Annotated in this window: 21 protein-coding genes; 7 read left to right on the forward strand and 14 right to left on the reverse strand. The window is 63.3% G+C overall.

Features of this window, described 5'->3' with window-relative positions:
• Positions 1-1,230, reverse strand: coding sequence for a magnesium transporter CorA family protein (locus G4223_RS09640; protein WP_163678485.1), 1,230 nt, complete (start codon positions 1,228-1,230; stop codon positions 1-3).
• A 406-nt stretch (positions 1,231-1,636) separates the two neighbouring features.
• Here G4223_RS09640 and G4223_RS09645 point away from each other — a divergent pair, with 406 nt between their 5' ends.
• Both G4223_RS09645 and G4223_RS09650 read left to right on the forward strand, forming a co-directional pair.
• The gene (locus G4223_RS09645) at positions 1,637-3,091 is read left to right on the forward strand and encodes a site-specific DNA-methyltransferase (protein WP_205762455.1); all 1,455 of its coding nucleotides are present in this window, start codon (positions 1,637-1,639) and stop codon (positions 3,089-3,091) included.
• Between the two features lie 11 nt (positions 3,092-3,102).
• Positions 3,103-5,604 carry a DEAD/DEAH box helicase gene (locus G4223_RS09650; RefSeq protein ID WP_163678488.1) on the forward strand — a complete coding sequence of 834 codons (2,502 nt, stop codon included), beginning with the start codon at positions 3,103-3,105 and terminating at the stop codon, positions 5,602-5,604.
• Between the two features lie 218 nt (positions 5,605-5,822).
• On the opposite strand, the gene socB is transcribed toward G4223_RS09650, so the two are convergent.
• From socB to glmU, 9 genes are all read right to left on the reverse strand, one after another.
• Entirely contained in the window at positions 5,823-6,575 is a 753-nt protein-coding gene (gene socB, locus G4223_RS09655) for a type VI toxin-antitoxin system SocB family DNA replication inhibitor toxin (protein ID WP_163678491.1), read from the reverse strand.
• Entirely contained in the window at positions 6,553-7,146 is a 594-nt protein-coding gene (gene socA, locus G4223_RS09660; RefSeq protein WP_163678494.1) for a type VI toxin-antitoxin system SocA family antitoxin, read from the reverse strand. The genes socB and socA overlap by 23 nt, the downstream gene beginning before the upstream one ends.
• Positions 7,147-7,806: 660 nt before the next feature.
• The gene (locus G4223_RS09665; protein ID WP_163678497.1) at positions 7,807-9,426 is read right to left on the reverse strand and encodes a hypothetical protein; all 1,620 of its coding nucleotides are present in this window, start codon (positions 9,424-9,426) and stop codon (positions 7,807-7,809) included.
• Positions 9,423-11,072, reverse strand: a complete 1,650-nt coding sequence (locus G4223_RS09670; protein ID WP_163678500.1) for a TnsD family Tn7-like transposition protein — start codon at positions 11,070-11,072, stop codon at positions 9,423-9,425. The genes G4223_RS09665 and G4223_RS09670 overlap by 4 nt, the downstream gene beginning before the upstream one ends.
• Before the next feature lie 8 nt (positions 11,073-11,080).
• Positions 11,081-12,661, reverse strand: coding sequence for an ATP-binding protein (locus G4223_RS09675; RefSeq protein WP_163678503.1), 1,581 nt, complete (start codon positions 12,659-12,661; stop codon positions 11,081-11,083).
• Positions 12,648-14,795: a Mu transposase C-terminal domain-containing protein gene (locus tag G4223_RS09680; protein ID WP_163678506.1), complete on the reverse strand. Its 2,148-nt coding sequence runs from the start codon at positions 14,793-14,795 to the stop codon at positions 12,648-12,650. The genes G4223_RS09675 and G4223_RS09680 overlap by 14 nt, the downstream gene beginning before the upstream one ends.
• Entirely contained in the window at positions 14,792-15,631 is an 840-nt protein-coding gene (locus G4223_RS09685; RefSeq protein WP_163678509.1) for a TnsA endonuclease C-terminal domain-containing protein, read from the reverse strand. Before G4223_RS09685 ends, G4223_RS09680 begins: the two co-directional genes overlap by 4 nt.
• A gap of 165 nt (positions 15,632-15,796) precedes the next feature.
• Complete coding sequence (glmS, locus tag G4223_RS09690) at positions 15,797-17,620, reverse strand: glutamine--fructose-6-phosphate transaminase (isomerizing) (RefSeq protein WP_163678512.1); 1,824 nt, start codon at positions 17,618-17,620, stop codon at positions 15,797-15,799.
• Positions 17,621-17,635: 15 nt separating this feature from the next.
• Entirely contained in the window at positions 17,636-18,985 is a 1,350-nt protein-coding gene (gene glmU / locus G4223_RS09695; RefSeq protein ID WP_163678516.1) for a bifunctional UDP-N-acetylglucosamine diphosphorylase/glucosamine-1-phosphate N-acetyltransferase GlmU, read from the reverse strand.
• Between the two features lie 94 nt (positions 18,986-19,079).
• On the opposite strand from glmU, the gene gph reads away from it, so the two are divergent.
• The gene (gph, locus tag G4223_RS09700; RefSeq protein WP_163678519.1) at positions 19,080-19,745 is read left to right on the forward strand and encodes a phosphoglycolate phosphatase; all 666 of its coding nucleotides are present in this window, start codon (positions 19,080-19,082) and stop codon (positions 19,743-19,745) included.
• Here the strand turns inward: gph and G4223_RS20220 are convergent.
• The 4 genes from G4223_RS20220 to G4223_RS09720 are packed head-to-tail and all read right to left on the reverse strand — an operon-like array spanning position 19,712 to position 23,262.
• Positions 19,712-21,211 carry a methyltransferase regulatory domain-containing protein gene (locus tag G4223_RS20220; RefSeq protein ID WP_163678521.1) on the reverse strand — a complete coding sequence of 500 codons (1,500 nt, stop codon included), beginning with the start codon at positions 21,209-21,211 and terminating at the stop codon, positions 19,712-19,714. The two genes, gph and G4223_RS20220, sit on opposite strands and share 34 nt — an antisense overlap.
• A gap of 2 nt (positions 21,212-21,213) precedes the next feature.
• Positions 21,214-21,999 carry an iron chelate uptake ABC transporter family permease subunit gene (locus G4223_RS09710; RefSeq protein ID WP_163678524.1) on the reverse strand — a complete coding sequence of 262 codons (786 nt, stop codon included), beginning with the start codon at positions 21,997-21,999 and terminating at the stop codon, positions 21,214-21,216.
• On the reverse strand, positions 21,992-22,774 hold the full coding sequence (znuC, locus tag G4223_RS09715) for a zinc ABC transporter ATP-binding protein ZnuC (protein ID WP_163678527.1): 783 nt from the start codon (positions 22,772-22,774) through the stop codon (positions 21,992-21,994). Before znuC ends, G4223_RS09710 begins: the two co-directional genes overlap by 8 nt.
• A complete protein-coding gene (locus G4223_RS09720; RefSeq protein WP_163678530.1) occupies positions 22,771-23,262 on the reverse strand; it encodes a Fur family transcriptional regulator in 492 nt (163 codons plus the stop codon). The genes znuC and G4223_RS09720 overlap by 4 nt, the downstream gene beginning before the upstream one ends.
• 69 nt (positions 23,263-23,331) lie before the next feature.
• Between G4223_RS09720 and G4223_RS09725 the strand changes: the two genes are divergently transcribed.
• From G4223_RS09725 to G4223_RS09740, 4 genes are all read left to right on the forward strand, one after another.
• Positions 23,332-24,315, forward strand: coding sequence for a zinc ABC transporter substrate-binding protein (locus tag G4223_RS09725; RefSeq protein WP_163678533.1), 984 nt, complete (start codon positions 23,332-23,334; stop codon positions 24,313-24,315).
• Between the two features lie 42 nt (positions 24,316-24,357).
• Positions 24,358-24,750, forward strand: a complete 393-nt coding sequence (gene hisI, locus G4223_RS09730) for a phosphoribosyl-AMP cyclohydrolase (RefSeq protein ID WP_163678536.1) — start codon at positions 24,358-24,360, stop codon at positions 24,748-24,750.
• Positions 24,747-25,820, forward strand: a complete 1,074-nt coding sequence (locus G4223_RS09735) for a CobW family GTP-binding protein (RefSeq protein ID WP_163678539.1) — start codon at positions 24,747-24,749, stop codon at positions 25,818-25,820. Before hisI ends, G4223_RS09735 begins: the two co-directional genes overlap by 4 nt.
• Before the next feature lie 253 nt (positions 25,821-26,073).
• Positions 26,074-26,268, forward strand: a complete 195-nt coding sequence (locus G4223_RS09740; RefSeq protein ID WP_163678542.1) for a hypothetical protein — start codon at positions 26,074-26,076, stop codon at positions 26,266-26,268.
• Positions 26,269-26,275: the final 7 nt, after the last annotated feature.

The following is a 26,275-nucleotide window of genomic DNA, read 5'->3' on the forward strand; positions in this document are numbered from 1 at the left end:
TCAGCCGCCCGCCTTTTTCAGTTGGCGGATTGCATATAGCAGCACGCCGACGACCGCCACGGTGGCAGCGCCGGAGAACTTCCAGAACCAAGTATTGGCATTATAAATTTGATCCTGATCCGCGCCATAGATGCTGCTGATGGCGGATACCGGCACGAAGATGGCCGCAAGGATGGTGAGGTTGCGGACCAGGCCTGTTTCCTGACGCTCAAGCTCCAGCCGGGTGAGTTGGTCGGCAGCCTGAAGTTCGTCTTCCACATCCTTGAAGGTTTCGGGGATTCGGTTCACCTCGCGCAAAAACTCGTACACCCGATTGCCCATGGGGTAGCTGGAGATGCGGTGAGCGAGAAATTCGCGGCGAAAACGAGTAAATGCCCGGCGCAATACACGGTCGTCTTCAGCCCCGCCCATGAAGCGATCCAGGTAGGACGTGATGCTAATGCGCTGATACAGCACCGAGGCGATGATCGGCACGTAATAGCGGCGGGTATTCTCCGGCTGCCCCCCGCGCGCCTCGCCGCCGTAAACCATGACCATCCGGTTCCGCCACTCGTGAAGGCGCCAGTTCTCCCATTCCTGGACAAACTGCCCTGCGATTGCCCTCCGAATGTTTTCACTCGGCCCGTACTGCTCTATCTCGTCCTCAACACCGAGGCATATATGCGTAATGAGAGAAGTAAGCTCCGGCGCAGACCAGTTGGGAACATCCTGGCGCCGCAGCAGGGTCAGCGTGGGCGCCACGTTCCCAAACCAATGCAGCGCCCCGTTGACACGGCGGACGTCTTGCTGGTGGCTGACCCCCAGCAAATGGGCCATGACCCAATCCCGCAAGGTTCCCACATCGCCTCCCCCTGCACGCCATGTGGCAAGCCAGTGCCCTTCGTCCTTCGGCAACCATTCGGAAGCCGTCTTGGAAACCCAGCGCACATCCGCATCGTTAAGCGGCCGGCACGCGGCAAGGTGGATGACCAGCATCGCCGTTTCCGGAAACTTGAAGATGTCCACCCATGCGACCTCGGCCACGGGGATTCCATCTTTTCCGGGTAGCCGCGGCGTTTCGTCAGACGTCTCGAGCGGGAATGTCCATCGCTTCGAGGCCCAATGGTCCGAAGCGGTCGGCATGTACCAGTTTCGCGCGCTGGGGATGAAAAATTCGCTGTCGTCAGGCAGGTGGTTGCGCCGGTCGTGGCTAAGCCTGCTGACCCAGGCACGCCAACCGAGCACCTTCATACGCTCGTAATCGTCTTCTGTCAGACAAACAGGCACCAACACGTATGACGACCATGTGTCCACGCTACACCCTCAGAAGGCATCTTTCGTAAAAGCTGCCAAATTTTACGCTGCTCGGCAACACGGCCATCTCCTGAAAATGTTCCTCTGTCGGATAGAACACGGCGAGATTGACGACACGAATCTCTTAGGATACGCATACTCAGAAGAGTTTCCTCTTTTGCGAGCACACAGCAATGCCGAGCTTGAACTGGATCGGAAAGGACCGCGTGGTCGCTCACCACCACGACGTCCCGTTCAAGGCGCTTGAAAAGCGCTATGAATTTTGCTCGGCAACTACCCCCCCCCCCCCCCGCAAAATTCTCACACCAAGTCAACAGAAAATCGCATCATCAATGGCGATAATTTGGAGGCGCTGAAGGCGCTTCTCCCTGAATTCGAAGGCCGTATCGACTGCATTTACATCGACCCGCCCTACAACACCGGGAACGAGAACTGGGTCTACAACGACGCGGTCAACGACCCACGCATCCTGCGCTGGCTGAATAAGGTGGTCGGCAAGGAAGGCGAGGATTTCAGCCGCCACGACAAGTGGCTGTGCATGATGTATCCGCGGCTGAAGCTGCTGCATCGGTTATTGGCTGACGAAGGTTCGGTTTTCGTCAGTATCGACGACTCAGAAGCCCACCATCTTCGATTGCTCTTGGATGAGATATTCGGGGCAAAAAATTTCATTGCCACAGTGGTTTGGCAGCGGCGCACATCTCCAGATGCCCGCGTCAATCTCGGGGCGGCCCACGACTATATCCTCGCCTACGCGAAAGACATCAACCGGTGTCGGCTGAACCGACTGGACACGTCGTCGATCAATGCCGAGGCATTTAAGAACCCTGACAATGACCCGCGGGGACCATGGGTTTCCACCGATTTCACCGCTCAGGGATACCGCCCCAATCAGATGTACACCATCGTGACGCCCGGGGGAGCCAGCTATGAGCCTCCTCCGAAACGGTGCTGGGGACGCGTAGAGCCTGAATATCAGCGTCTCCTGAGTGAAGGCCGCATGTGGTTCGGCAACGACGGCAACGCCAGACCGCGCATTAAGACTTATTTGTCGGAAACAGAAGGCAAGCGCGCTTGGACGTGGTGGGCCAACGACGAAGTCGGCCACAATCAGGAGTCCAAGAAGGAGATATTCGCCATCCTGGGCGAAGAACGGCACTTCGACACGCCGAAACCTGAACGCCTCATTCGGCGCATCGTTCAAATCGCGGCCCCCAGAAATGGCTTAGTTCTCGATTCCTATGCGGGATCGGGAACCACCGCCCACGCAGTCCTGGAGGCCAACCGGCTCGACAACGGCAACCGCCGTTTCATCCTGGTCGAGATGATGGATTACGCCGAGAGCATCACCGCCGAGCGGGTGCGCCGGGTGATGGACGGTTATGGCGAGGGCGACAAGCGGGTACCGGGATTGGGCGGCGGCTTCGCCTTCTATGCCGTCGGCCAGCACGCTTTGTTCGACGACGACGGCCACCTGAATCCGGCGGTGGACATGGACACCATGCGCCGTTACCTAGCCTATACCGAGGGGCTGCCCGCCGAGGCCATGGTCGGGTGCGACAATTCCATCAACGCCGCCTACGTGGGCAGCCATGACGGCCGGGCGCTGCTGTTTCATTACCAGCCCCATGCCGGCACCACCCTGGATTACGACTTCCTGGCGGGACTGAATTTCGACGCGGCGACCCGGCCCGAGCGGCTGGTGGTCTATGCCGATTACTGCACGCTGGGCGAGGACTTCCTGGCGCGTGCCCGCATCGTCTTCAAGAAGATCCCGCGCGATCTGACCCGCCTCTAAGGAGCCCCGGTATGGACCTCAAGCCCCATCAGGATGGCGTGCTGGCCGATCTGCGCGCCTTCCTGTCCCATTTGAACGGCGGCGGCCTCACCTCGGCCTTTCGCGCCCATTGGCTGGCAAAGAGCGCCGGCGGCATGCCGGCCTATCGCAACACCCTGCCCGGCGTGCCCCATGTCTGCGTCAAGGTGCCGACCGGCGGCGGCAAGACCCTGATCGCGGCGGCGGCGCTGCAGCCTCTGTTCGCCTGGGCCTGCCCGGAAATCCGACTGCGGCCGCGCGTGGTCGTATGGCTGGCGCCGTCCCTGACCATCGTCGAGCAAACCCTGCGTGCGCTGAAGGACCCCGCCCATCCCTATCGCCGCCGTCTGGCCCAGGATTTTTCCGGCCGCATTGCCGTCCACGACAAGGAAAGCCTGTTGCAGGGCGCGGGGTTGGCGCCGGATTCCCTGCGTGAGCAATTGACCGTGGTGGTGCTGTCCTACGATTCTCTGCGCACTGCCAACAAGGACAACCGACGCCTTCATACCGAAAATGGCCGTCTATTCGCCTTCACCGGGTTTCCCGAATTGGATATGGGCGACAAGGGCGCTCCCTCCGTCATCGACCTGCTGCGCGCCTGCGCCCCGGTGGTGGTAGTGGATGAGAGCCAAAACGCCACATCGAAGCTCAGCCGCGAGATGCTCGCCGACCTTGGCCCCAGCTTCGTGCTGGACCTGACCGCCACGCCGCGCAAGGACGCCAACATTATCTCGTTCGTGAACGCCCTGGCACTGCGCGATGCCGGCATGGTCAAGCTGCCGGTGATCGTGCGCAACCGACCGGACAAGGAGACCGTCTATCAGGATGCAGTCGACCTGCAACGCCGGCTGGAGGCCGAGGCCAACGCGGAGGAAACCCGCTGCGGCCGCTATCTGCGCCCCATCGTGCTGTTCCAGGCGGAAAGCAAAATCGGGATCGATACCCATCAGCGGGTGCGCAAGACGCTGGAGCAGATGGGCATCGCCGCCGACCACATCGCCATCAAGACCGCCGAGTTGGACGAGATCAAGGGCCACGACCTGTTGGCCCGCGACTGCCCCATCCGTTTCATCATCACCGTCAACGCCCTGAAGGAAGGCTGGGACTGTCCCTTCGCCTATGTGCTGGCATCCCTGGCCGACCGCCAATCACCGGTCGAGGTGGAGCAGATCCTGGGCCGCGTCCTGCGGCAGCCCCAGGCCCGGCCATTCGCCAGCCGGCTGCTCAATTGCTCCTATGTGCTGACCGCCTCGGCCCAGTTCCACCGCACCCTGGGCAACATCGTCGATGGCCTGAAGCACGCCGGCTTCAGCGAGCGCGACTACCGCGTGATAGAGGAAGAAGCCGCGCCCTCGCCGCAGGCCGGCGAGACCTTGTTCAAGCCCGCACCGCCGCCGCCCGCCCAATCGGCTGAAGCCGGCGACGATTGGGCGGATGCCGCCGCCCGCCAGTCGGAAGAATTCGAGCATCTGGCGGCGGCCAGCCGCGAACAAAACCTGCAAGCCCCCGAGGTGGAAGCCGCCATGAACCGCAAGCCCATGCGCGCCTCGCTGCGGGAGGCGGCGACGGCACTGCACCTGCCGCAATTCTTCCTGACCATCCCGCCCATCGGCTTCCTGCCCGACAGTACCGAGGTGCTGCTGGAGCGCGAGAACCTGCTCAAGGATTTCCGGCTGCTGACCTGCAGTTCCGCCATCAGCTTCGAATCGCTGGAAGACCCCATCATCGAAGTGGATGTGGAGGAATCCGGCCGCCCCAGCGTGCGCACCCTGGACACCCGGCGCGAGCAGCAGGTGGCCGCGTTGATCCACGGCCTGTCACGCGAGTCGCAAATTCAGCAGATGGCCGTCCGACTGTATCAATTGATCGGCCGCATGCCACCCATCGCCGACCAGGACATCCGCAAATACATCCTGCGCATCCTGGAGGCCATGCCCGACGCGACCCTGCACGACAGCATCGCGCGGCCCCGCGCCTATGCCAAACGCATCCAGGAGAAGATCCGCGCACTGGAGCAGACCCATGCCGGCGAGCAGTTTCAAGTTCTGCTGCGCACCGGCAAGGTGATTGCCAAACCCAGCTATCGCCTGTCCACCACCATCACCCCGACCGCCACGGCGACGCCCTATGAACGCCGCCTTTACGAAGAGGAATGGAGCGTCAACGGCTTCGAGGATCTTGCCATCCGCACCATCTGCGGCCTGGACAACCTGCTGTTCTGGCACCGCAACCCGGTGCGCAGCGGCTTTCGCATCAACGGCGCCGTCAACCACTACCCCGACTTCATCCTGCAACTACGCTCGGGCCGGGTGGTGGTGCTGGAAACCAAGGGCGACGACCGCGACAACAGCGATTCCGCCACCAAACTGGCCCTGGGCCGCGACTGGGCAGCCAAGGCCGGGGAAATGTTCCACTACTTCATGGTCTTCGAAACCCGCGACCTGCCGGGGGCGTCACGGCTGGACGATTTCGTGCGGGACCTGCGCGGGATGTGACAGGTCAGCCGGGCATCGGAACGCCGCCTGCAGCAACGGATGATCCGTCCCGACCCAGCTAAACCTTCAGTCTGGCCGCTTCCTCGCATTAGCCGCTCCGTGCCGCATGGCGGTAAAGAGCACGCAGGAATGGAGTGTCCTCCTGTCCATGGTGGGAAGGCCGTAAATGTCATGTGGGACAACTCCATCCTGACACTCAGATGCCAAACCTAACGTCGCTATGACGCTTTCCGTGCCGGGCTGCGAACGTCGAAGGGGAGTTCTATTTGAGAGGTTGCCTTCCGAGGCTTCTCTCGGCGCTCGTCGGCGCGCTCCTGCAGGACAAGCCTCCAGATGTCGTAGGTTTCCCGAACCATGGCCTTCAGCTGATCCTGCGAGAACAGCTCGGTCCCCGTGTCGAAATACGGCTGGACATGGCGCCGGCCGTCGATCGGGGGAGAGAGTCGGAGTATGGCCATGTAGGCGTCGTAGAAGTCTACGTCCAACTGGCGCACCCGCAAATCCATAACCGAAAATACGAACTGCATCCCGATTTCAGTCAGACCGCCCGAAACCCTCGGATCAAGGAACGGCACAACGGTGACCCCACCGATGTCCAAGACCATGTTGGACCAGTACGAAAGGCCGCCCCGACCAAGCGACATTCGGGTGAACTGATTGGCGACACCGTGGATTGAGTGTGCCGACGCATACGCGTGAAGACCCTCGGCCGCGCAAAGGTTCGCGCCTTCCTCTGAGGCGTTGGCCGATAAATTTCTTATTTTGGCGTCGATGCACGGCCAGGGGGTGCGGGCAAGCGAAATGTGTCTGTTCGGCTGCACGCCAAAGATATCGAACAGCGTCCTTCGGACAGGCCTAAACGTGTGTGGAGGAACGAATACCTTCAGCCGCCTCAGCGCCTCCCACTTCATTTCCGTGGGCAGGGGGCAGATACACGCCAAGTCTATCTCATGAATACGGTCTGTCCTCACGCGGGCATTTCCCCCTAGATGCCAACCCCACCTGCACCTTGTGATACTTGTACCGATCCAGAATCAGATCGTCAGGAATGATCATCCCTAATACCACACCTGTTCTCGCTTCGTCCACCACCGCCTCCCAGGGCGAGCGAGGAACCACGCACAATTCAACCAGGTGTTCGACAGGCATCGAACTATAGGTGAGAGCTACCTGCCGGATGATCTGTGCCAGATCATCCGAGATGGAGCACGAAATCGCTGATGGGACATGTGTCAGCGGATGTCGCTTGAGCGCTCGGAATGTTATGGGGCGATGCGCCGCGAGTTTGAAGGCGGCGTGAGCCGCAGGATGGACCGGCCCGTGGCGCCAAGCCTCGAAGTACCCATAGACCAGCGGCTGCCCTGTGCGAGCCAGAGAAAGGCCGTGCGCCAAGTAGAGCAACCTCTGCAGGGCGACGTTCGTGACGGCGCGGTCCGGAACATGGTCCAGAATCATATTGCAAACGCCGCGAGGATCGAGGCGCTCATCCGCCCGGCGCTCCCGCCTTGAAAGCCCTTCCGGTGATATCTGACTGACGATCATTCGGCGCTCCCGCCCGATAGCCTATTGAAAGGCGCGGCACATCAGGGCATGATCACCTAATAATTCATTTAAGTCAATGCGCCATGCCCACACCCACGCTGAGTTCTTTGTCGCAATCCGAGCTCACCCTCCCCGAGCTGATCGACCATGCAATAGATAGTGGCTGGACCCTCACGGGATTGGCCAGGGCATCCGGTGTGTCCCAACCGCATATCACCAAGCTCCGGCAGGGCGAGGTGTCCGAACAGTCCCGCCAAGGGCTCAAACTGAAGAATTTCCTGGAGAACCAGAAGGAACGCGGTTGGCATGTCGCTGGCGCTGCGCTGGGGCGGGTACTGGAGAGGCACCCGGCGCGGCACCGCGAGATAATTCGCTTCATTCAGCAGCTAGACGCGCTACTGTCTGGCCCACCAACTGTTGATCCGACCTCAAAGGCCCGGCGCGGCCGCAGGCCTAAGCCACGCCCGAGAAAGAGGGCGGTGACTGAATCTGCACCAGCTCAGTAAATGGGAACGCGCCCGCGGCCGCTGACGGATGGCAGGAGAATGGGCCGAAGGGCGGCCAGTGCGACAGCGAAGTTTCTGAACACCATCGCTGATTTGACATGCGCGAGTGAGTGTCTTGCACCGCTCGTAGGCGGAAGGCGCCCCCAGCGCTAGCCTAAGCCACCAAGCGATTGATCAACCGCTCCGTCCACACGCTCAGCATCTCGTCTGGGGTGCGCTCCCCCTGTCGGCGCAACACCTTCTTCTGCCGCCTACAGGTTACGAACGAAGGGAGGTTGCCCTCGCCCTTGCGGTCCCATATCCCTCTGTTGTCCACGAGGGCGTCGAGCAGGGTCTTGATGTGGCCTTCCATCTCGGAGAACGCGCACTCGGCGGCGTATCGCAACATCATGGCAGCCAATCCCCTCAGGCCAGTGTGGTCCACGTCTATTAGAACCGCTGGCGGCCGGTCGGGGAACTGGAACAGAGCGACAAGGCAGGCCCGGCGACCACGGCCGGTCTCGGAAAACTCACGACCTTTCTTCAGGAAAAAATGAGACATGGAAATTTGGATATGCGGGCGCAGAACGGCGATCCGGCGCACGACGGCGGCCAGCCAGGCGGTTTCCCCAAGGTAATCGTCTGCACGTTCCATATGCTTGAAGTCAATGGGCGGCAGTCCGTCTTGCAACGCCTCCGGATTGAGACTTACCGGAAACCGGACTGGAGCCGTTGACGCTGTTCGGCATTTGGCAGCGCCATCATGGGTAGCCTGGGCAGATGTATCCCTGGCAGCAACGAGTTTGGGCACTTTCACGCGGTCCACCGGAATGTCGCGGTCGAAGGTGCTGAAGCGCTCCACCAGCGGCAAGGCCTTTTGATGCTGGTTGCGGCGACTGCCAAGCCGCGGATCAATCTCCGGTGTCCCCTCGCCGGTCGCTGACGCATCTGCCTTGGTGGTGCGCTTGTGGGTGCGCCCGGCATCATCAGCGCTGCCATCATGCACGATATGCCGGTCGGCGGGATGGGAATAGGTCAGCCTGCCGCATGGCAATGAACGGCCAAAAAGCTTTTCGATTTCCAGGACCAGATATTGCTTCCCCAGCTTCACGCCCCGAAAGTCGATGTGGGTGCTGATGGGCGGTGGCTCCAGCGAGACATAGGGGCGATGCAGGCTGCGACGGCGCACACTGTCCCAGCAGCGTCGACCATCGGGATGAATGGCCAGCCAGGCGAATTCCTGCGCCTCCAGCTTTCCCAGGCACTTCAGCGGCATGTTCTCGGTGAAATCGATATGCAGGTCCGTGTAAAGACCCGGCATGACCGGCACCGCCAGGTGGCCCAGCCCGACCGTGTCCATGATCGCCCAGGCAAGGCGCTTATTGAGAAGGAACAGGTGGCGGACCAGTTCTATTGTGGGGATCAGGCAAACCGCGTCGCCGACGAGGTAGCGCAGCACCCGCTGCTTCCAGCCCCAGTGCCGATCAAAGAAGTACAACGAGGGCGGCACATTGGCAGCATCTTCCTCGATCCCCTTCGAGAGGTCTGGGATATCGAATTGCAGGGGAACACCCGTCGCCACCGTGGACAGCACCTCGCCGCCGGAGACCACATGGCCGGGCGTCAGCACCGGCAACAGGCCGATAGGGAGCCAATCATCACGCAGCGTCTTGGAGCGCAGGCGGCGGCTGATCACACGCACCTGCCAGCCCATATCGGCGGCGTTGCGGAAGCCGCCCAGCCAGCGTAGTTCCAGATCCTCTGGCTCCTCCTCCCATGGTTTGAAGCGGATCATAGCCCCTCGTACGCTTCCAGTGCGGCTTCGACCTGGGACGACGCCTGTTCCGGCAGACCGGCCAGACGCCGCAATCGCCAAGGCTTCAGCGGCAGGTTCCGACGTCTCAACTCTTCCGCCGCCCAGACGATTCGCCGCAGACGAAACTGCTCGACGCTTTCGGCCTCCTCCGCCAAAGCACAGGCGGTCATCGGCAATTTGGATAACCGCGAAGCCAGCCAATCCCGCCGACCGAACTGACGCTGCAATACCGTCGCCGAGGCCCTGATGGGCGGCGAGAGCGTTTTGATGCGCTCGGACTCCGCCCGGAGCGCCCCGCACAATTGACCATCAAGCCCCGGCCAATCCCTCCTGGGCACCGGGTCTGGCGGGGGCGGCTGGGGGCAAGCAGCCCTGGGTGATCGTGGAACGTGCGGGCGAGATTTCAGCGGCGCCCAGGGCGCGTCCAGGCCAAGGCGTTCCGCATGACGGCGAATAGTTCCGGGATCCACGCCCAAGGCCCTGGCCGTCGCCCGCAGCCCGGCACCTTCGGCAACCAGTTGCCGCAGGCGTTGCCGGAACAACGGCCCCAGATCGAGGATGCGCGGCTTGCTGCCTGGAACGGCGGCGAGACTGAACACGTAGCCGCAGGAACAGGAAAACTGGCCAATGAGCTTGCCTTCCTCCTGATGGGTTCCGGCCAGTTGGACCACCGGCTGCCCATAATGCTCGGACAAGGGGTTGCGACAGGGCCAGGGGCCGAGGCCGAAGGGCGCGTTTTCCGCCACAGGTGCATGGGCGTCGAGGAACAGGCCCAGCAGAACATGCTCAAGCGGGTGGAAGGCCTTGCGGTGCTTGCGCGCCATGGCGGCCAGCCAGTTTTCAGTGCCACCCATCTCCGGTTCGCCAGACCACGAGGCGAAGTCCGCGCTCAGCCGCCGCTGGTCAATGCGGTCATCGCCCTTGCCGAACCCGCGCTGGCGCAGTTCGTTGTGATAGTGCGCGCCCCATTCACGGAGCGACATTGGCGCCGGCGGGGACCGCAACAGCCGGGCGCATCGTTTCACCACCATCCATGGGATCGAGACATCATCCTGAACGTCTGACGACACCTTGGGGCAGTTATCCTCGTCAGCCGCGATAAAGCTGTGCTGCCCGATGGTGCCCGGACAAACGGTGCTGTCCTGCAGGCGCACACCATGGTCTGGACAAACCGCTACACCGGGCAACTGGTGATCCCGGCGCCAATAGAGTTCGCCGTACAGGTTCAGCATGTCGGAACGGCATGCCGGACAATAGCGCAAGCCCGTCGCCCCCTGCACCCGACTGGCCGCCAAGCCAAGCCGCACGGTGACCCATTCGGCATGGCCGAGGAACAGGGCATCGCGGACTGCCAGCCGCACGTCCGCAGGCTGGAAGGCCGTCAGGTATGGGTAGAGGGTGAAATCCGCCAGCAGACGCCCCGGCGTCAATTCCCGGTGTGGCGGCAGCCGTTCGCTCAGCGCCTGGAGATGGCCCTGGAGCAGCACGCCAGCCCGCACTGAGCGGTTACCGAACAGCACATCCAGTGTCCGCTTGGGGCTGGTTTCCCCCACATGGCGATGAAAGCGTGCCAGAAGGCTGTACAGCAGTTCATCGGGATAGCCGGGCGGGAAATAGGGCAGCATGGCCGCACCTATCCGGCCAAGTCCTGGAGCGGATCGCGGACGTATCCAGCCTCCTTCAACGCCTCATAGGGCGAACGTTCAGCGGCGAGACTGGCTTGCACGATGCCGTGGACGGAATGGGGATCGACCTCCGGCTTGTTGACTTTCTTGCGTTTCGGCATGGCCGACTTCTTCCCGGCCTTGAGCTGCGCCAAAGCCGCCCCCAGGAGGTCGAATTCGTCGGCGCCGTCCTGTTGTGCACGGGCCAGCAGGACTTCGACGAGATCGTCGGCAATGCCCATGGCGGCCAGCGCTTGGCGGGGCGAGACTTGGGGCGCCTCTGCCGCCGGCGGTTCCTCGCTAGCGGGCATGGGCGGAGCGTAATCCGCGAACACCTGCTGAACGTGCTTCTGAAGTGGCCTAAGGTCGTCGTATTTTGCTAACGCCCGCTCGTCACCGCGCTTCAAGGCATTGAGCATGGGAGCGATCAGCTTGAAATCCTGCGCCACGACCTGAAGCAATAGCTCGCGGTCAAGGCGTTCGGGGCGGCGTCGCACCGCCCGCAGGCGGATGGCACGCAATTGGGCCAGCATGAAGAGCTTCACCACCACATCGATGATGCCCTGGCTTTCTTCGTACAGAACCTGCCGCAGGTCGTCGGTTAGGGGCGTGAATTCCTGGGTCCATTGGTACCGCCACATGGCATCGACAAAATGGTCCCAGGTCCGATCAGGCTTCAGATTATTCCAAACATGGCTCCCCAAGCCGCTGGCCCGACGCGCCTGCCGGAAATTCCCCTGGAGGACGGCCATTGCGCCATGTGTGCCCACGGTAAGTACGGGAATGCCGATGGTGTTGACCAAAGTGACCAGAAAATTCAGCAGGAGGTCCGGGCCAGCACCACGTGTCTGATTGAGATGCTGAATTTCATCGATGACCAGCACGCCGATGGCATGAAGATTGGCAACCTGGTACATGTGGCGGATCATTTCATCCAGACCACGGCGCGGACCGGCAAACTCCCGGATGTAATCGGTCCCCAACAGGTTATCGATGGCCTGGAAGAAGCTGATGCACAACTGCTTTGGCGAACCCTGGAGGGGGCAATCCAGCTTCAGCCAGACGATCTGGTAAAAGCTGTACGGTTCCTCGTGGTAAATAATCTTCGGGTAAAGGTTCAGGAGACGCTCAACCGTCCTGCTCTTGCCCATGCCAGAACAGCCAACCAAGGCCATGCTGGAGGCGGTTGAAGGCGATCGTTGGCGCCCCAAGAGCAAATCCTTGTGGACTATCCGATCATGGCCGTCCTGAAGGCGCTGAAAATACGTCTTATCAAGCGGGTTCCGACTGACATAGCCCTGCCGGATCAGAACGGACAGCGCCATTTCCAGCTTCAGATGCTGCTCCAGCGGCAGGAAATAGTTGTTCAGGCGTTGAATGCAGTGCACCCGCAATTCATCGGGGAAGCTGCGCTCCCGTTCATGAAATGCCGGTGGCGCGTTGAGCGCCTTCAACGCCTCGGCCATGGACAGAATCGGCGGCAGACTGGCGATGAAAGGGTTGCCGCTGTATTCGGGTAACTGCTGATCCTGGGGCTCATTTGTCGTCATCGCCGTCCTCCCCCAAGCTGCGCAGGATCTCGGTGATGTCGGGTTCGCTGGTGTCGTCGGCCCGGTTTCCTGGGAACGGCAGCACCGTGGCCGATGGCTGTTCCGGCTTGGCGAAGCGGAAGGCTTCTTCCGGCCGGTTTGCCGCCTTTTCCGCCGCACGGTTCTTACGAACGCCCTTGGTGCGCTGGCTGTCGCTCTCGGTATTGAAGGCCCGTGCCGCCTGGGTTTTCTTATCAGCCCTGTCGATCACCTCTTGAATGGCGTCGTTGAGGCTGAACTGACCGCTCAGTTGATTGGGGTGGCTGGCCGCCACCTGGCGGCGGTCTTCCTTGCGCAACTGGTCGATTTCCCACAGGGATTTGCCGCGATAATCGGCGCTTGAATCCGTCAAGGCGCAGGGAATGAAGCGGACGCGCTCCCCCTCTTCCTGTACGTAGATGTCGTCCATCAGACGCGGATCATAGGAAACGCGAACTTTCCAAGTGCCCTTCTGGCGGGCGCGTTCGAACCAATGTTCCTCCAGCGCCTTGGCACAGCTGTAGAAGCCGCCCCAGAAGCGAATGCCCTTGGCCGTCACCGTGGCTTCGTCACTGGGCATCAGGGCCAGCCGGACGATCTCGGATGGAAAGGACCGCAGGAAACCGCTGCGATTGACGATGCCCCAGTGCCACAGTTCGATGGGCACTGGCGGGGCCTCGTCGGCGATCATTTCCGGAGTCCGCCGGTACTCCTTCAGGACGTGATGGTTGTTGTAGTAGAGGACGCAACGGATGAAGATTTCCGTGAAATCGGCCAGATCCAGCTTGCCGTCCAGCCGGTAATCGCGTGCGCCGCGTTCACCGAAGTCGGGGGCGACATAGCCAGGGACATAGGCTTTGAACTTCGCCGGGATCATGTTGAAGCGCTGCTCGACGATCCCCTTCCAGTCGGCCCGATACGGGGCGGCGTTTTCCACGTTGACCCGCAAGGTCTTGATCAGCGTTTCCACCATGGCCCCGGCCATTTCGCCACGGTCGCCGAGCAACCTGTCGGGCATGGCCTCGCACGGCCAGTCGGCGTCCTCGATCTCGATCCCGAAGCGACGACAGTACTCGACCTTGGGCTCGGCGGCATTGGCCAAGGCCATCATCGCCCCCACCCAGGACGGCCCTTCCAGGCCGATATACAGCCCGGCAATCATCCGGCTGAACACGTCGATGACGATGTAGACCACCGGGCGGCCGACGATCTTGTTGGGATCGAAGCGGGACACCAGGTAGACGTCGCCGATGGTGGCGTCGATCTGATAGCGAAAGCCGGGACCGACGGTTTCCGCCGTGGACGAACCGAGGATGGCCCGCATGTCCTTGTCGTAGACGCGGGGTGTCCGGCGGATGCGTTCGTTGTGGAAGATGTCGTTGTCTTTTTCGTACCAGTAGCGGAACTGCCGCAGGGTGGGAAACGGCGGCCGGGCCACGTATTCGAATCGGCCAGTGCGCTCGTTCAGCACCCGCTCGGAATAATGATGCTTGACGATTTTCTCATGGCACTCACGCAAATCGAGCTGCTTGTTGCGTTTGTAGGCCATGATCGAGGACAGGAAGAGTTGCCTTGTATCGGCATCGATGACGGCGCTGTAGGTGTTGCCTTCGGCGCCGCTCCGCCGTCTGTCCGGGGAAATGCTCTTCTCGCGGCCACGGGCACCGCTTCGGGTGTAATCGGGCAGCAAGGCATTGGGCACCATTCCTCGCTGCCAATAGCGCCGCAACAGCCGGTACACGGTCTGTTTGGTCGCCTTGCCGGCATCGACCAGAGCGGCGACGGCTTCTCCGCGCACCCTGGTCTTGAAGATATCCGGCATGTTCAGGGCAAGCGGCTGGATCAGGTCCCAGGCCCGATCCCGCCGTTCCTTGTGGCTATCGGGCAATCCCGCATCCATGAGCGGCGCCAACCACTGGTCGTCGGGGAAAAGGGCGGCCTCGTCGTGAGCCATCAATTCCTGGAGTTCCAGCGCCCCGCGAAACTCGGGGAAGGCGGCCTGAGAGCGCACGTCGATGACGTAATATCCCCGCCCCAACGGATCGACCCACAGGACGCGAAAGATAACGCCTTCCGACTTGATCTCGACCAGTTGGTTGGTCAGCAGTTCGGTCATCCCAGCCTCCCCAGTTGGGATGCCGGCGACGCGGCACGGAAGTTTTCCACCGGAGAGGCTTCGCCCTGCGGCTCGGACATGTCGCAGAGCAGCCGCTTGCAGGCGATCAGGTGGCGCACCAACAACAGCGCCGTCCCCAGCGGCATGGCCAGACGATCATCCAGCGCCTGACAGGCTTGTTTCAGCGAGACACCACGCCATGACGCGATCTCGTTCAGGACCAGGGCGGCTTTTTCAGCGTAGAAACCAGGGCGTGGTTGTCTGAGATCGTCCACATAGACGTAGTTGTGAACCCAGGCGATGTTCCCGGCCAGAGCCTTGGGAATTTCTTCGCGGGTCACGATGCCCCAGGGAACGCCCCGCGCCAGCCAATACAGCCGCTCAAGTTCCAGCAACTCGGCCTTGCGCTTTTCGGACAATGCCTCGACGGGTTTGACGGCATAGGCCATACGCCGATGCTCACCGTCCACGACGAAGTCCACGAGAAAGTCCGTGGTCTGGACCAACGGCACCCGTGTGTGGCTATCGACCGGATAGCGGATTCCCGCCCGGTCGGCGATGGCTTGGGCTTCTTCGCGATCCAGCGGGAATTGCTCGCGGATATCGGTGACCGCGTCGTGCCAGTCGAGCAGGTAGAAAAGACTGACCTCGATGTCGGAGAGGAAATGATGAACCCGGCCGGTCTTGATGCCTCGCAGGCGGTGCGAGCGGCCCAAGGAAGGGACATCGTAGATTTTGAGCCAGGGTTTGTAATCGGCGCCGAAGCCTGCCCCGCGACCTTCCTTCAGGTAGCGGGCGATCAACGCCTCATCCACGGAATATTTCCGTCGCGCCATGGGCGCACCTCTGGCCTGTCGGCCCATCCACGGGAAAGCCTACGCCCGTGGAGAGCCTCAGGACAAGGTGATTCAGTATGAAACTATTTCGTCCGGTATGAGACTATTTCGTCGAGTATGAAACTATTTCGTCACCGCACAACCTGTGCGGTGATCCTTGGCGCCTTATTCCACGGTCACCGACTTGGCCAGATTGCGCGGCTGGTCGACGTCGGTGCCCTTGGCGATGGCGACGTGGTAGGCCAGTAGCTGTACCGGGATGGCGTAAAGGATCGGCGCGACGAAGGGATCGACCTGCGGCAGCTCAACCGTCGCCAGCGCCTTGGTCGCCAGACGGTCGATGCCTTGCTTGTCCGACAGGAACACCACCTTGCCGCCCCGCGCCACCACTTCCTGGACGTTCGAGGCGGTCTTCTCGTAAAGCTCGTCGGTGGGGCAGACGACGATGATCGGCACATGGTCGTCGATCAGCGCGATGGGGCCGTGCTTCAACTCGCCCGAGGCATAACCCTCGGCGTGGATGTAGCTGACTTCCTTGAGCTTGAGCGCCCCCTCAAGAGCGATGGGATAGCCGGTGCCGCGGCCCAGATAGATGACGTCGCGAGCCGGGGCGATGGTCTCGGCGATCTCGCGCAGACGGTGTTCCTGACGCAGGACAGCCGAGACGTTGGCCGGAACTTCGGCCAAAGCCTGGCACAGCCGGGCTTCTTCGGCGGCATCCATCTTTCCCTTGGCCCGCGCCATGGACACGGCGATGCCGGCCAGCACCACCAGTTGGGTGGTGAACGCCTTGGTCGAGGCGACGCCGATCTCGGGTCCCGCCTGGGTCAGCAGCGCCACCTCGGATTCGCGGGCGATGGTGCTTTCGGCGACGTTGACCAGGGCCAGAGTGTGCTGGCCGTGCGCCTTGCAATAGCGCAGCGCCGCCAGGGTGTCGGCGGTTTCACCCGATTGCGAGATGAAGATGGCCAGACCGCCGGGGCTGAGCACCGGTTCGCGATAGCGGAATTCCGAGGCGATCTCGACCTCGACCGCGACGCGGGCCAGCTTTTCGATCCAATAGCGCGCCACCGAACCGGCGTAGAACGAGGTGCCGCAGGCGACGATGGTTACCTTGGAGACCGCGCCCAGGTCGAACGGCACCGCCGGCAGGGTCAGCGTGCGGGTCGCCGGATTCAACATGGTGTTCAGCGTGTCGCCGATCACCTGAGGCTGTTCGAAGATTTCCTTGACCATGAAATGGCGGTGCTGACCCTTGCCGATCAGCGCCCCCGACAATTGGGTCAGCCGCACCTCGCGCTCGACCGCCTTGCCGTCGCGGTCGAACACCTGCACCGAATCCGGGCGGATCACCGCCCAATCGCCATCGGCGAGATAGCTGATCTTTTGGGTGAGCGGCGCCAGGGCCAGGGCGTCGGAGCCCAGGAACATCTCGCCATCGCCGTAACCCAGCGCCAGCGGGCTGCCCTCGCGCGCGGCGATCAGCAGATCGTCATGGCCGGCGAAGATGATGCCCAGGGCGAAGGCGCCGTGCAGACGCTTGAGCGCGGCGGCGGTCGCCTCCTCAGGTAGCTTGCCTTGAGCCAGATGGAAGTCGATGAGCTGGGCCACAACCTCGGTGTCGGTGTCGCTTTCGAAGACTTGGCCGGCGGCGACCAGTTCGGCCTTGAGCTCGGAATAGTTCTCGATGATGCCGTTGTGCACCACCGCGACACGAGCGGTGGCATGCGGATGGGCGTTGCACTCGTTCGGCACGCCGTGGGTCGCCCAGCGGGTGTGGCCGATGCCCAGATGGCCCGCCAGCGGCTTGGTTTTCAGCAGGTTTTCCAGGTTGACCAGCTTGCCTTCGGCCCGGCGGCGGTCAATGTGGCCGCCGACCAAGGTGGCGATGCCGGCCGAATCGTAACCGCGATATTCCAGCCGACGCAGTCCCTCGACCAGCGAGGACGCGACGTCGCCCTTGCCGATGATGCCGACGATGCCGCACATGTGCGTTTGCTCCCGTTACTTGCCGTTGGGTTTGTCGGCGCGCTTCTTGTCGCGGAAGCGGTCGGCCCAGCCCGAAAGTTCCATCTGGTTGGCGCGGGTCACCGCCAGCGCGCCGGGACTGACGTCGCGGGTCACCACCGACCCGGCGCCGACGATGGCTCCGGCGCCGATCTTGATCGGCGCCACCAGCGACGAATTGGAACCGATGAAGGCGCCGGCACCGATATCGGTGAACGACTTATTGAAGCCGTCGTAATTGCAGGTGATAGTCCCCGCGCCCACATTGGCGCCGGCCCCGACACGGGCGTCGCCCACATAGGTCAGGTGGTTGACCTTGGCGCCGTCTTCCAGCACCGCCTTCTTGATCTCGACGAAATTGCCCACATGGCACCTAGCCCCCACCTCGGCGCCGGGACGCAGACGGGCATAGGGACCGACATCGGCGCCGTCGGCGATCGAGCATTGCTCGAAATGACAGAAACCCTTGATGACCACGCCATCGCCGACCGTGACGCCGGGACCGAACACCACATGCGGCCACACCACCACGTCGCGGCCCAGCTTGGTGTCCCAGGCAAACCACACGCTGGCCGGATCGATCAGGGTGGCGCCGTCTTCCATGGCGCGGTCACGCAGACGGGCCTGGGCAACGGCTTCGGCATCCGCCAGTTCGACACGGGAATTGACGCCCAGCAACTCCTCTTCCTCGCCCAGCACGAAGGAACAGGTGGCGCCGTCGGCACGGGCCAGAGACACCAGATCGGTCAGGTAATACTCGCCCTTGGCGTTGTCGTTGCCGATCCGCTCGACCAGCCCCCATAGGCGGTTGCCGTCGATGGCCATGACGCCGGAGTTGCACAGCGGAATCTCGCGCTGGTCGTGGTTGGCGTCCTTCCATTCGACAATGGCCTTGAGCCCTTCGGCGCCGACCACCAGACGGCCGTAATGACCCGCATCCCGAGGCTTGAAACCCAGCACCACCACCGCCGGGTCCTTGGGGCCGCGCCGTTCGGCCAGCATGCGCTCCAGCGTCTCGCGGGTGATCAGCGGGGTGTCGCCGTAAAGCACCAGAACGTCGCCGGTGAAATCGGCCAGCGCCTCTCGCGCCTGCCTTACCGCGTGCCCGGTTCCCTGGCGTTCGCCCTGCACCACCGTCTTGGCGGGGGCCACCGCCTCGGCCACCTGATCCATGCCGGGCCCGACCACCACCACCACGCGGTCGGGATTGAGGCCCGAAATGGTATCCATCAAATGGCTGACCATGGGACGGCCGGCCAAGGGATGCATGACCTTGGGCAGGTCGGATTTCATGCGGGTGCCCATGCCGGCGGCGAGAACGATGATCGCGAGCTGAGAAGAGGCCATGCCGAAAGGTCATACCCAAGCGGTTGCGGTAGCGGCGGGAAGGTGCCACAAAGGCGGCTTGTGAGCCAGTCAATCTTTGTTGCGGAAGGTTTCAATGCATCAGGCCAGGCGCGCCGTTTTGTTCGACCTTGACGGCACATTGATTCACTCGTTGCCCGACCTGACGGCGGCGCTCAACCGCATCCTCGCCGAAGAGGGGCGCGCGGCCGTCACCGAAGCCGATGTCGGCCCCATGGTCGGCGACGGCGCCCATACCCTGGTCGAGCGCGCCTTCGCCGCGCGGGGTGGCCTGCCCGGCCCGGTGGAACCGCTGCTGAAGCGCTTCCTCGATTTCTACGAAGCCAACGCCACCGTGCTGACCCGGCCCTTTCCCCAGGTGGTGGACACCCTGATCCGTCTGAAGCAGCACGGCGTCGCCTTGGCGGTATGCACCAACAAGCCCACCGCCGCCACCCGCGAGATTCTGCGGGCGCTGGACCTCGAACAATATTTCGCGGTGGTGGTGGGGGGCGACGACACCCCGGCGCTGAAACCCAACCCGGTCCATGTGGACACCGTGCTCGACCGCTTGGGCGTCGCACGCGAGGCGGCGGTGTTCGTCGGCGATTCCGTCAACGACGTGTTGGCCGCCAAGGGCGCCGGCCTGCCTTGCATCGTCGTCAGCTTCGGCTATTCACGCACCCCGGCCAGCGAATTGGGGGCCAATCTGGTGGTGGACGAATTCCGTTATGTGGGCGACGCGGTGATCGGGCGGGACTGAACGGCCCCGGCGGCCACCAGGCCCGGCCGTCGTTCCACGATGAACCCGTCGTAAAGGCGGCGCGTCTCCGCCAGGTTCTCGGCCTGGCCCTCGAGCCAGCGGCCCCCCCGGCGCAACCGTTTGCCCCGCCCGCTCAGGATCGTCCACACCGCCATCGGCACGTCGGCGGCGCCGGCGGCCTCGACCGCCAGGAACAGACGGTCGAGGAAGTCCACCACCACCGCCGTCCCCCATTCCGGCGCAGCCAATTGCCGGATCGCCGGCGCCCCCCGGTTGGCGGCCAGAATGGCGGCGTTCAGCCGTGCGCACCGCGTGCTGTCGCCCGCTTCCAGCGACGGCGCCGCCAAACCAAGCCCCACCAGCGCCAGCACCGCCTCGACCACCGTTTCGAAATCGCCGGGCAGGTCGGACAGCGAACATGGCCCCGCCGCCAGCGCCTCGGCCAACGGACGATAGATCGCGCGCGGAAAATCCTGGACGCCACCCGGCGCGGTAACGGTATCGGGAATGTCGGACACCGGCACGGTCAGCACGAAACGCAGCATTTCCAACCCGGCGCGCCGTTCGCCGGCCCCCAGACGACGCGGCGCCTTGACGAACAGGTCGCGACGGAAACGGCGGGCGGTCAACACGTCGCGCAGGGTTTCATCGCCATCGGGCAGGGGCAGATGCGCGGGCGCCACCTGCCAATGGTCCAGATGGTCGAGCAGCGTGCTCGACGCGCAAAACGACAAACCCGCCCTGGCCATGTCACGGGCCACCTGGGCCGAGGTGAACGGCGTCCAGGCGCGGTTCAGGTATTCGTGGGCGATGTAACCGTCGGATTTGGCTTGCAACGCCTCGACCAAGGCAGCGGCCGAGGGATTGTCGGCGAAATAGCCGCCCTGGTCGGCCAAGCGGCGCAACCGCGTCAGGGCATGGTCGATGCGCTGGGACAACGTCCCCTGGGCGTTTTCCACCGCATCCATCAACAATGCCCGCACCGGCATGTCCGGCCCCCAGCCGGGCAGGCAATTGTAACTGACGTACAAGACCCCACCGGGCCGCAGCCGGCGGGCGGCGATGTCTTGCAAGGTGGCGCGAACCCCGGCGTCCACCCAGGTCCATACCCCGTGCAGGACGATGGCATCCAAATCGGCCCCGCCCTGGCGGCGGGCGAAGTCGGCGAAGCTTTCACAACGAAGGTCGAGGTTGTCGGCACCCGCCGCCGCCGCCAAAGCCTTGGCCCCGTCGATATGGCGCGGCAACAGGTCGATGGCGGTGAACCGTGCCTGGGGATGCAGCGCCGCCAGCACCATGCTGGTCAACCCCTGGCCGCAGCCCAACTCGGCATAGGAAAAACCGTCTCCGGCGACAAAGGGGGAAGCATGGCCCCGTGCCAGCAAGGCGAAGGCCATGTGGGCCGGCGCCATCTCGGGATAAAAGGCATGGGTGTACTCGGTGTCGATCACCGCCTGGTGCCACATGGTCAGCCCCGCCCCGGTACGGCACGCGACGCCAGGAATACCCCCAACGCAGCCACCACCACCGACGGACCCGACGGCGTGTCGAACCGCCACGACGCCCCCAGCCCCAACACCACCGCCGCCGCCCCCACCAGCACGGCCAACGCCGCCATCTGTTCCGGGGTGCGGGCGAAACGGCGGGCGGTGGCGGCGGGAACCACCAGCAAGGCGGTGACCAGCAAGATGCCCACAACCTTCATGGCGGCGGCAACCACCAACGCCACCAGCACCATCAGGCCCAGCCGGGCGCGCTCCACCGCGTGCCCCTCGACGGCGGCCAGATCCTCGTCGATGGTGATGGCCACCAGCGACCGCCACAACACCGCCAATGCCGCCAGCAACACCGCGCCACCGCCCCACATCACCGCCACGTCGAACCAGTCGAGCGACAAGATGTCGCCCAACAGCCAGCCCATGACGTTGATCCGGGCATCCTGCATCAGCGACAGCACCACCAATCCAAGAGCCAACGCACCGTGGGACAGGATGCCGAGAACGGTGTCGGACGCCAGGTCGCGGCGACGCTGCATCAACCCGACGGCAAGCGCCAAGGTCAGCGACAGGGCGGCGATGCCGATGCCGAAATCCAGATCCAGCAACGCCCCCAGCACCACCCCCAAAAGCGCGGCATGGGCCAAGGTGTCGCCGAAATAGGCCATGCGCCGCCACACCACGAAACAGCCGAACGGCCCGGCCACCACGGCCAAGGCCAGACCGCCAGCCAGGGCACGGGCAAGAAACTCATCCATGATGGGAACATCCTGGTCCGTGTCCGTGTTCCGTCCCGCCCACCGAACCGTCGGCCAGATGCTGGTGATCGTGGACGTGGGTATAGACCGCCAGACTGTTGGCGACACGGGCACCGAACAGCGCCAGATATTCCGGGTGACGGCTGACAGCTTCGGGATGGCCGGCGCAACAGACATGGCGGTTCAGGCACACCACCTCGTCGGTGGCGGCCATCACCACATGCAGATCATGGCTGACCATCAACACGCCGGTTCCCTGGGTGCGGGCGAAATCGGCGATCAAATCGTAGATTTCCGCCTGTCCGGCCATGTCGACGCCGCCCACCGGCTCGTCCAGCACCAGCAGACGCGGCCGGCGCAGCACGGCACGAGCCAACATCACCCGCTGCAACTCGCCCCCCGACAATTGCACCACCTGACGGCCCAACACATGGCCGGCGCCGACCCGTTCCAGCGCGGCTTCCTGTTCCGGGCGCGAGGCACGGGGCGCGGCCATGGACAGGAAACGGCGGACCGAAAGCGGCAGGGTCGGCTCGACGTTCAGACTTTGCGGCACATAGCCGACCACCATCCCCTCGGCCCGCGTCACCTTGCCGGAATCGGGGGCAAGCAATCCCAACGCCACCTTGACCAAGGTGGACTTGCCGGCGCCGTTGGGGCCGACAATGGTGACGATGCGGCCCGGCCGCACCGCCAGCGACACGCCGGACAACACGGTTTGACCGCCACGCACCAGCGACGCACCCTCAATGGACACCAGCGCCGGGGCGGTCATGCCAAGCCCCCCTGGGCCCGACAGGCCGGACAAATTCCGTCCACCTCGACCGTCTGGCGGCTGACGGCGAAGCCCAGCCTGGCGGCGGCGGCGGCGATGACGCTGTCGATGGCCGGATCGTCCAGTTCGACCGCCGTGCCGCATCGTTCGCACAACAGGAACTGGCCGGCATGGGGCACCCCCGGACGGCTGCAACCGGTATAGGCGTTCAACCGTTCGATCCGATGGATCAGACCATGGGCCAACAGGAAATCCAGCGCGCGGTAAACGGTGGGCGGCGCGGCGCAGAAGCCTTCGCGCCCCAGCATGTCCAACAGGGCATAGGCCCCCACCGGAGCATGCCCCTGTTGCCACACCAATTCGAGCACGCGGCGACGCACATCGGTCAGACGCGCCCCGCGACGGCGACATTCCGCCTCGGCCGCGTCCAGGGCGTGGCTTACGCAGGCATGGTGGTCATGGTCGGCGGATGGAAACGCGGTCGGCATGCTTGGCAGGTCCGAAATGTTATATTATAACGTTGCTTCTTGACCCGCATCATGACATGGAGCCCTGACATGGGGAAGCCCCTCGCCCCGTTGCTGTCCCGCACCGCGTTCGCGGTCGCCGCCCTTTGCGCCACCGTGTCCCCGGCATGGGCCGAGACACCCAAGGTGGTCGCCTCGATCCAGCCATTGCATTCACTGGTGGCGTCGGTGATGAAAGGAGTCGGCGAACCGGGATTGATCGTCTCTGGCCCCCAATCCGGGCACACCTATACCCTGAAGCCGTCGGACGCCCGCGCCCTCAAGGCGGCGCAACTGGTCGTACTGGTGGACGACAACTTCGAAACCTTCCTGGCCAAACCGCTGAAGAGCCGCAAGGACAGTCTGGACGTCATCGCCATGGCCGACCTGCCGGGCGCGGTCAGCCTTGCCACCCGCAAGGGCGGAGCGTGGGAGGAAGACACGGACGACGACCACGGTGACGATGATCACGACCATGAGCACGAGCATGAACATCATGGCCACAGCCATGGCCCGATCGACGGCCATGTCTGGTTGGATCCGACCAACGCCCGCCTGCTGGTGGTTGCCGTCGCCGACCGGCTGAGCGAGGTGGATGCCGCCCATGCCGATGTCTACCAAGGCAACGCCAAGGCGACCATCGCCCGTCTTGACGCGCTGGATGCCGAGATCAAGGCCAAGCTGGCGCCGGTGACGCACAAGCCGTTCGTGGTCTTTCACGACGCCTACCAGTATTTCGAGAAGCGTTACGGCCTGAGTGCCGCCGGTTCGGTCACCGTCGATCCCGACCGTCCGCCATCGGCGCGCCGTCTGGCCGAACTGCGCGACCGCCTGCGCGCCGCCGGGGCCGCCTGTGTGTTCCGCGAACCGCAATTCCCCGCCCCGGTGGTCAAGACCCTGGCCGATTCCGCCGGTGCCCGCCAAGGCGTGCTCGATCCCCTGGGGGCCGACATCGCCGCCGGTCCTGACCAGTATTTCACCCTGATGGGCCGCATGGCCGACAATCTGGTGTCGTGCCTGGGCACGCCCGGATGAATGTTCTATAGAGTAAGGACGTTTCAAAGCGGAGCCCAGGTCATGACCGACGCCCAGGCGGCGCTTGCCGCCATTTCCTTCAATGCCGACGGGCTTGTTCCCGCCATCGCCCAGCAATTCGACACCGGCGAGGTGCTGATGATGGCGTGGATGAACCGCGAGGCGGTAGCCGAGACGCTGGCGACCGGGCGGGTGTGCTATTACTCCCGCTCACGCAAGGGATTGTGGCGCAAGGGCGAGACCTCGGGCCAGCAACAACACCTGAAAGAGTTCCTGATCGATTGTGACGGCGACACCATCTTGGTCAAAGTGGACCAGGACGGGGTCGCCTGTCACACCGGCCGCCGCACCTGTTTCTACACCGCCGCCCGCCCCGAAGGGCTGGTCGAGGTCGCGACGGTCCAGGTCGATCCCAAGGATTTGTACGGAAAATGAGCGATTCCCTTCCCGTCACCGTGTTGACCGGCTTTCTTGGCTCGGGCAAGACCACGCTTTTGAACCATCTGCTCTCCCATCCCGACATGGGCGAGACGGCGGTGCTGATCAACGAGTTCGGCGCCGTCGGCCTGGACCATCTGTTGGTCCAGCATGTGGCCGAAGACATCGTGCTGCTGCAATCGGGGTGCCTGTGCTGCACCGTGCGCGGCGACATGGTCAACGCCCTGCGCGACCTGTTCCTGAAGCGGGTCAAGGGCGAGGTGCCGGAATTCACCCGCGTGGTCATCGAAACCACCGGTCTGGCCGATCCTGCGCCGATCATCCACACGTTGATGACCGACCCGCTGTTGTCCAGCCGCTATCGCCTGGACGGCATCGTCACCACCATCGACGCGGCCAACGGTGCGGCCACCCTGGACAACCACGACGAGGCGGTCAAGCAAGCCGCGATGGCCGACCGTTTGCTGCTGACCAAGACCGACATCGCCGACTATACCGCGGTCGAGGTGCTGCACGCCCGGTTGCGCGGCTTGAATCCCGCCGCCCCGCTGATCCGGGTGGTGAACGGCGCGGTCGAACCCAAGGACATCCTGGACGCCGGCCTGTTCAACGACACCGACAAGATTCCCGACGTGCACAAATGGCTGAATGCCGAAGCCTATGCCGACCTGCGACGCGAACGCGACCGCAAGATGGGGCTTGATCCCGACGACCATAGCCACCACCACCACGACATCAACCGCCACGATTCCCGCGTTCAGGCCTTTGTCTTCACCCGCGACGAAGCCGTCAGTTGGCCGGCCCTGGCCTTCGCCCTGGAGTTGTTGATCTCCCAACGCGGCGAGAACCTGTTGCGCATCAAGGGCATCGTCAACGCCCGGGAAAGCGCCCAGCCTTTGGCCATCCACGGCGTGCAGCACGTCTTCCATCCGCCGGCACCGTTGCCCGGCTGGCCCGACGACGATCACAGCACCCGCATCGTCTTCATCACCCGCGACCTCGACCGCGCGGTGATCGGCGAAATGCTGGACGGCGTCTTGGGAATCGCCGACGAAAAGGGCCTCTGAAAAAACTGCGAACCAATCTTAGAATGTTTTGACAAAGACAGCGCTGGCCGCTATGATCGGCTCCAGATGTTGACCTTACCCCTAAGGTCAGCCTCCCTCTCTAAGATCGATACACCTCCCGACCGCTCGCCTCCCCCCCTTGGCGAGCGGTCACTTTTTTGTATGCATTACCAATAAATGCGCTTCATTGACATTATTTCGCGCTGAGGTTTAGTATCATTCATCAAAACGAGAATCGAGGATGGGGGGCACGATGACGGTGATGGAATCTCGCTGTCTTACCTCGCAAGTGGAAGAAAGCGAAAGCGACACCGAAAGCGCCCACGATCAGGTGGTGGCCATGCTGCGTTGCGCGGGACAATTGGGCTGCGCCCAGGCGGTCACCTGTTCCGACGACGCCATGCAGCGCTTGCGCCGGCTGATCGGCCGCCCTGTTTCCAAAATATGACAGAACA

Origin of the sequence: Magnetospirillum aberrantis SpK, from assembly GCF_011022235.1 — a bacterium.
Classification (GTDB): domain Bacteria; phylum Pseudomonadota; class Alphaproteobacteria; order Rhodospirillales; family Magnetospirillaceae; genus Magnetospirillum; species Magnetospirillum aberrantis.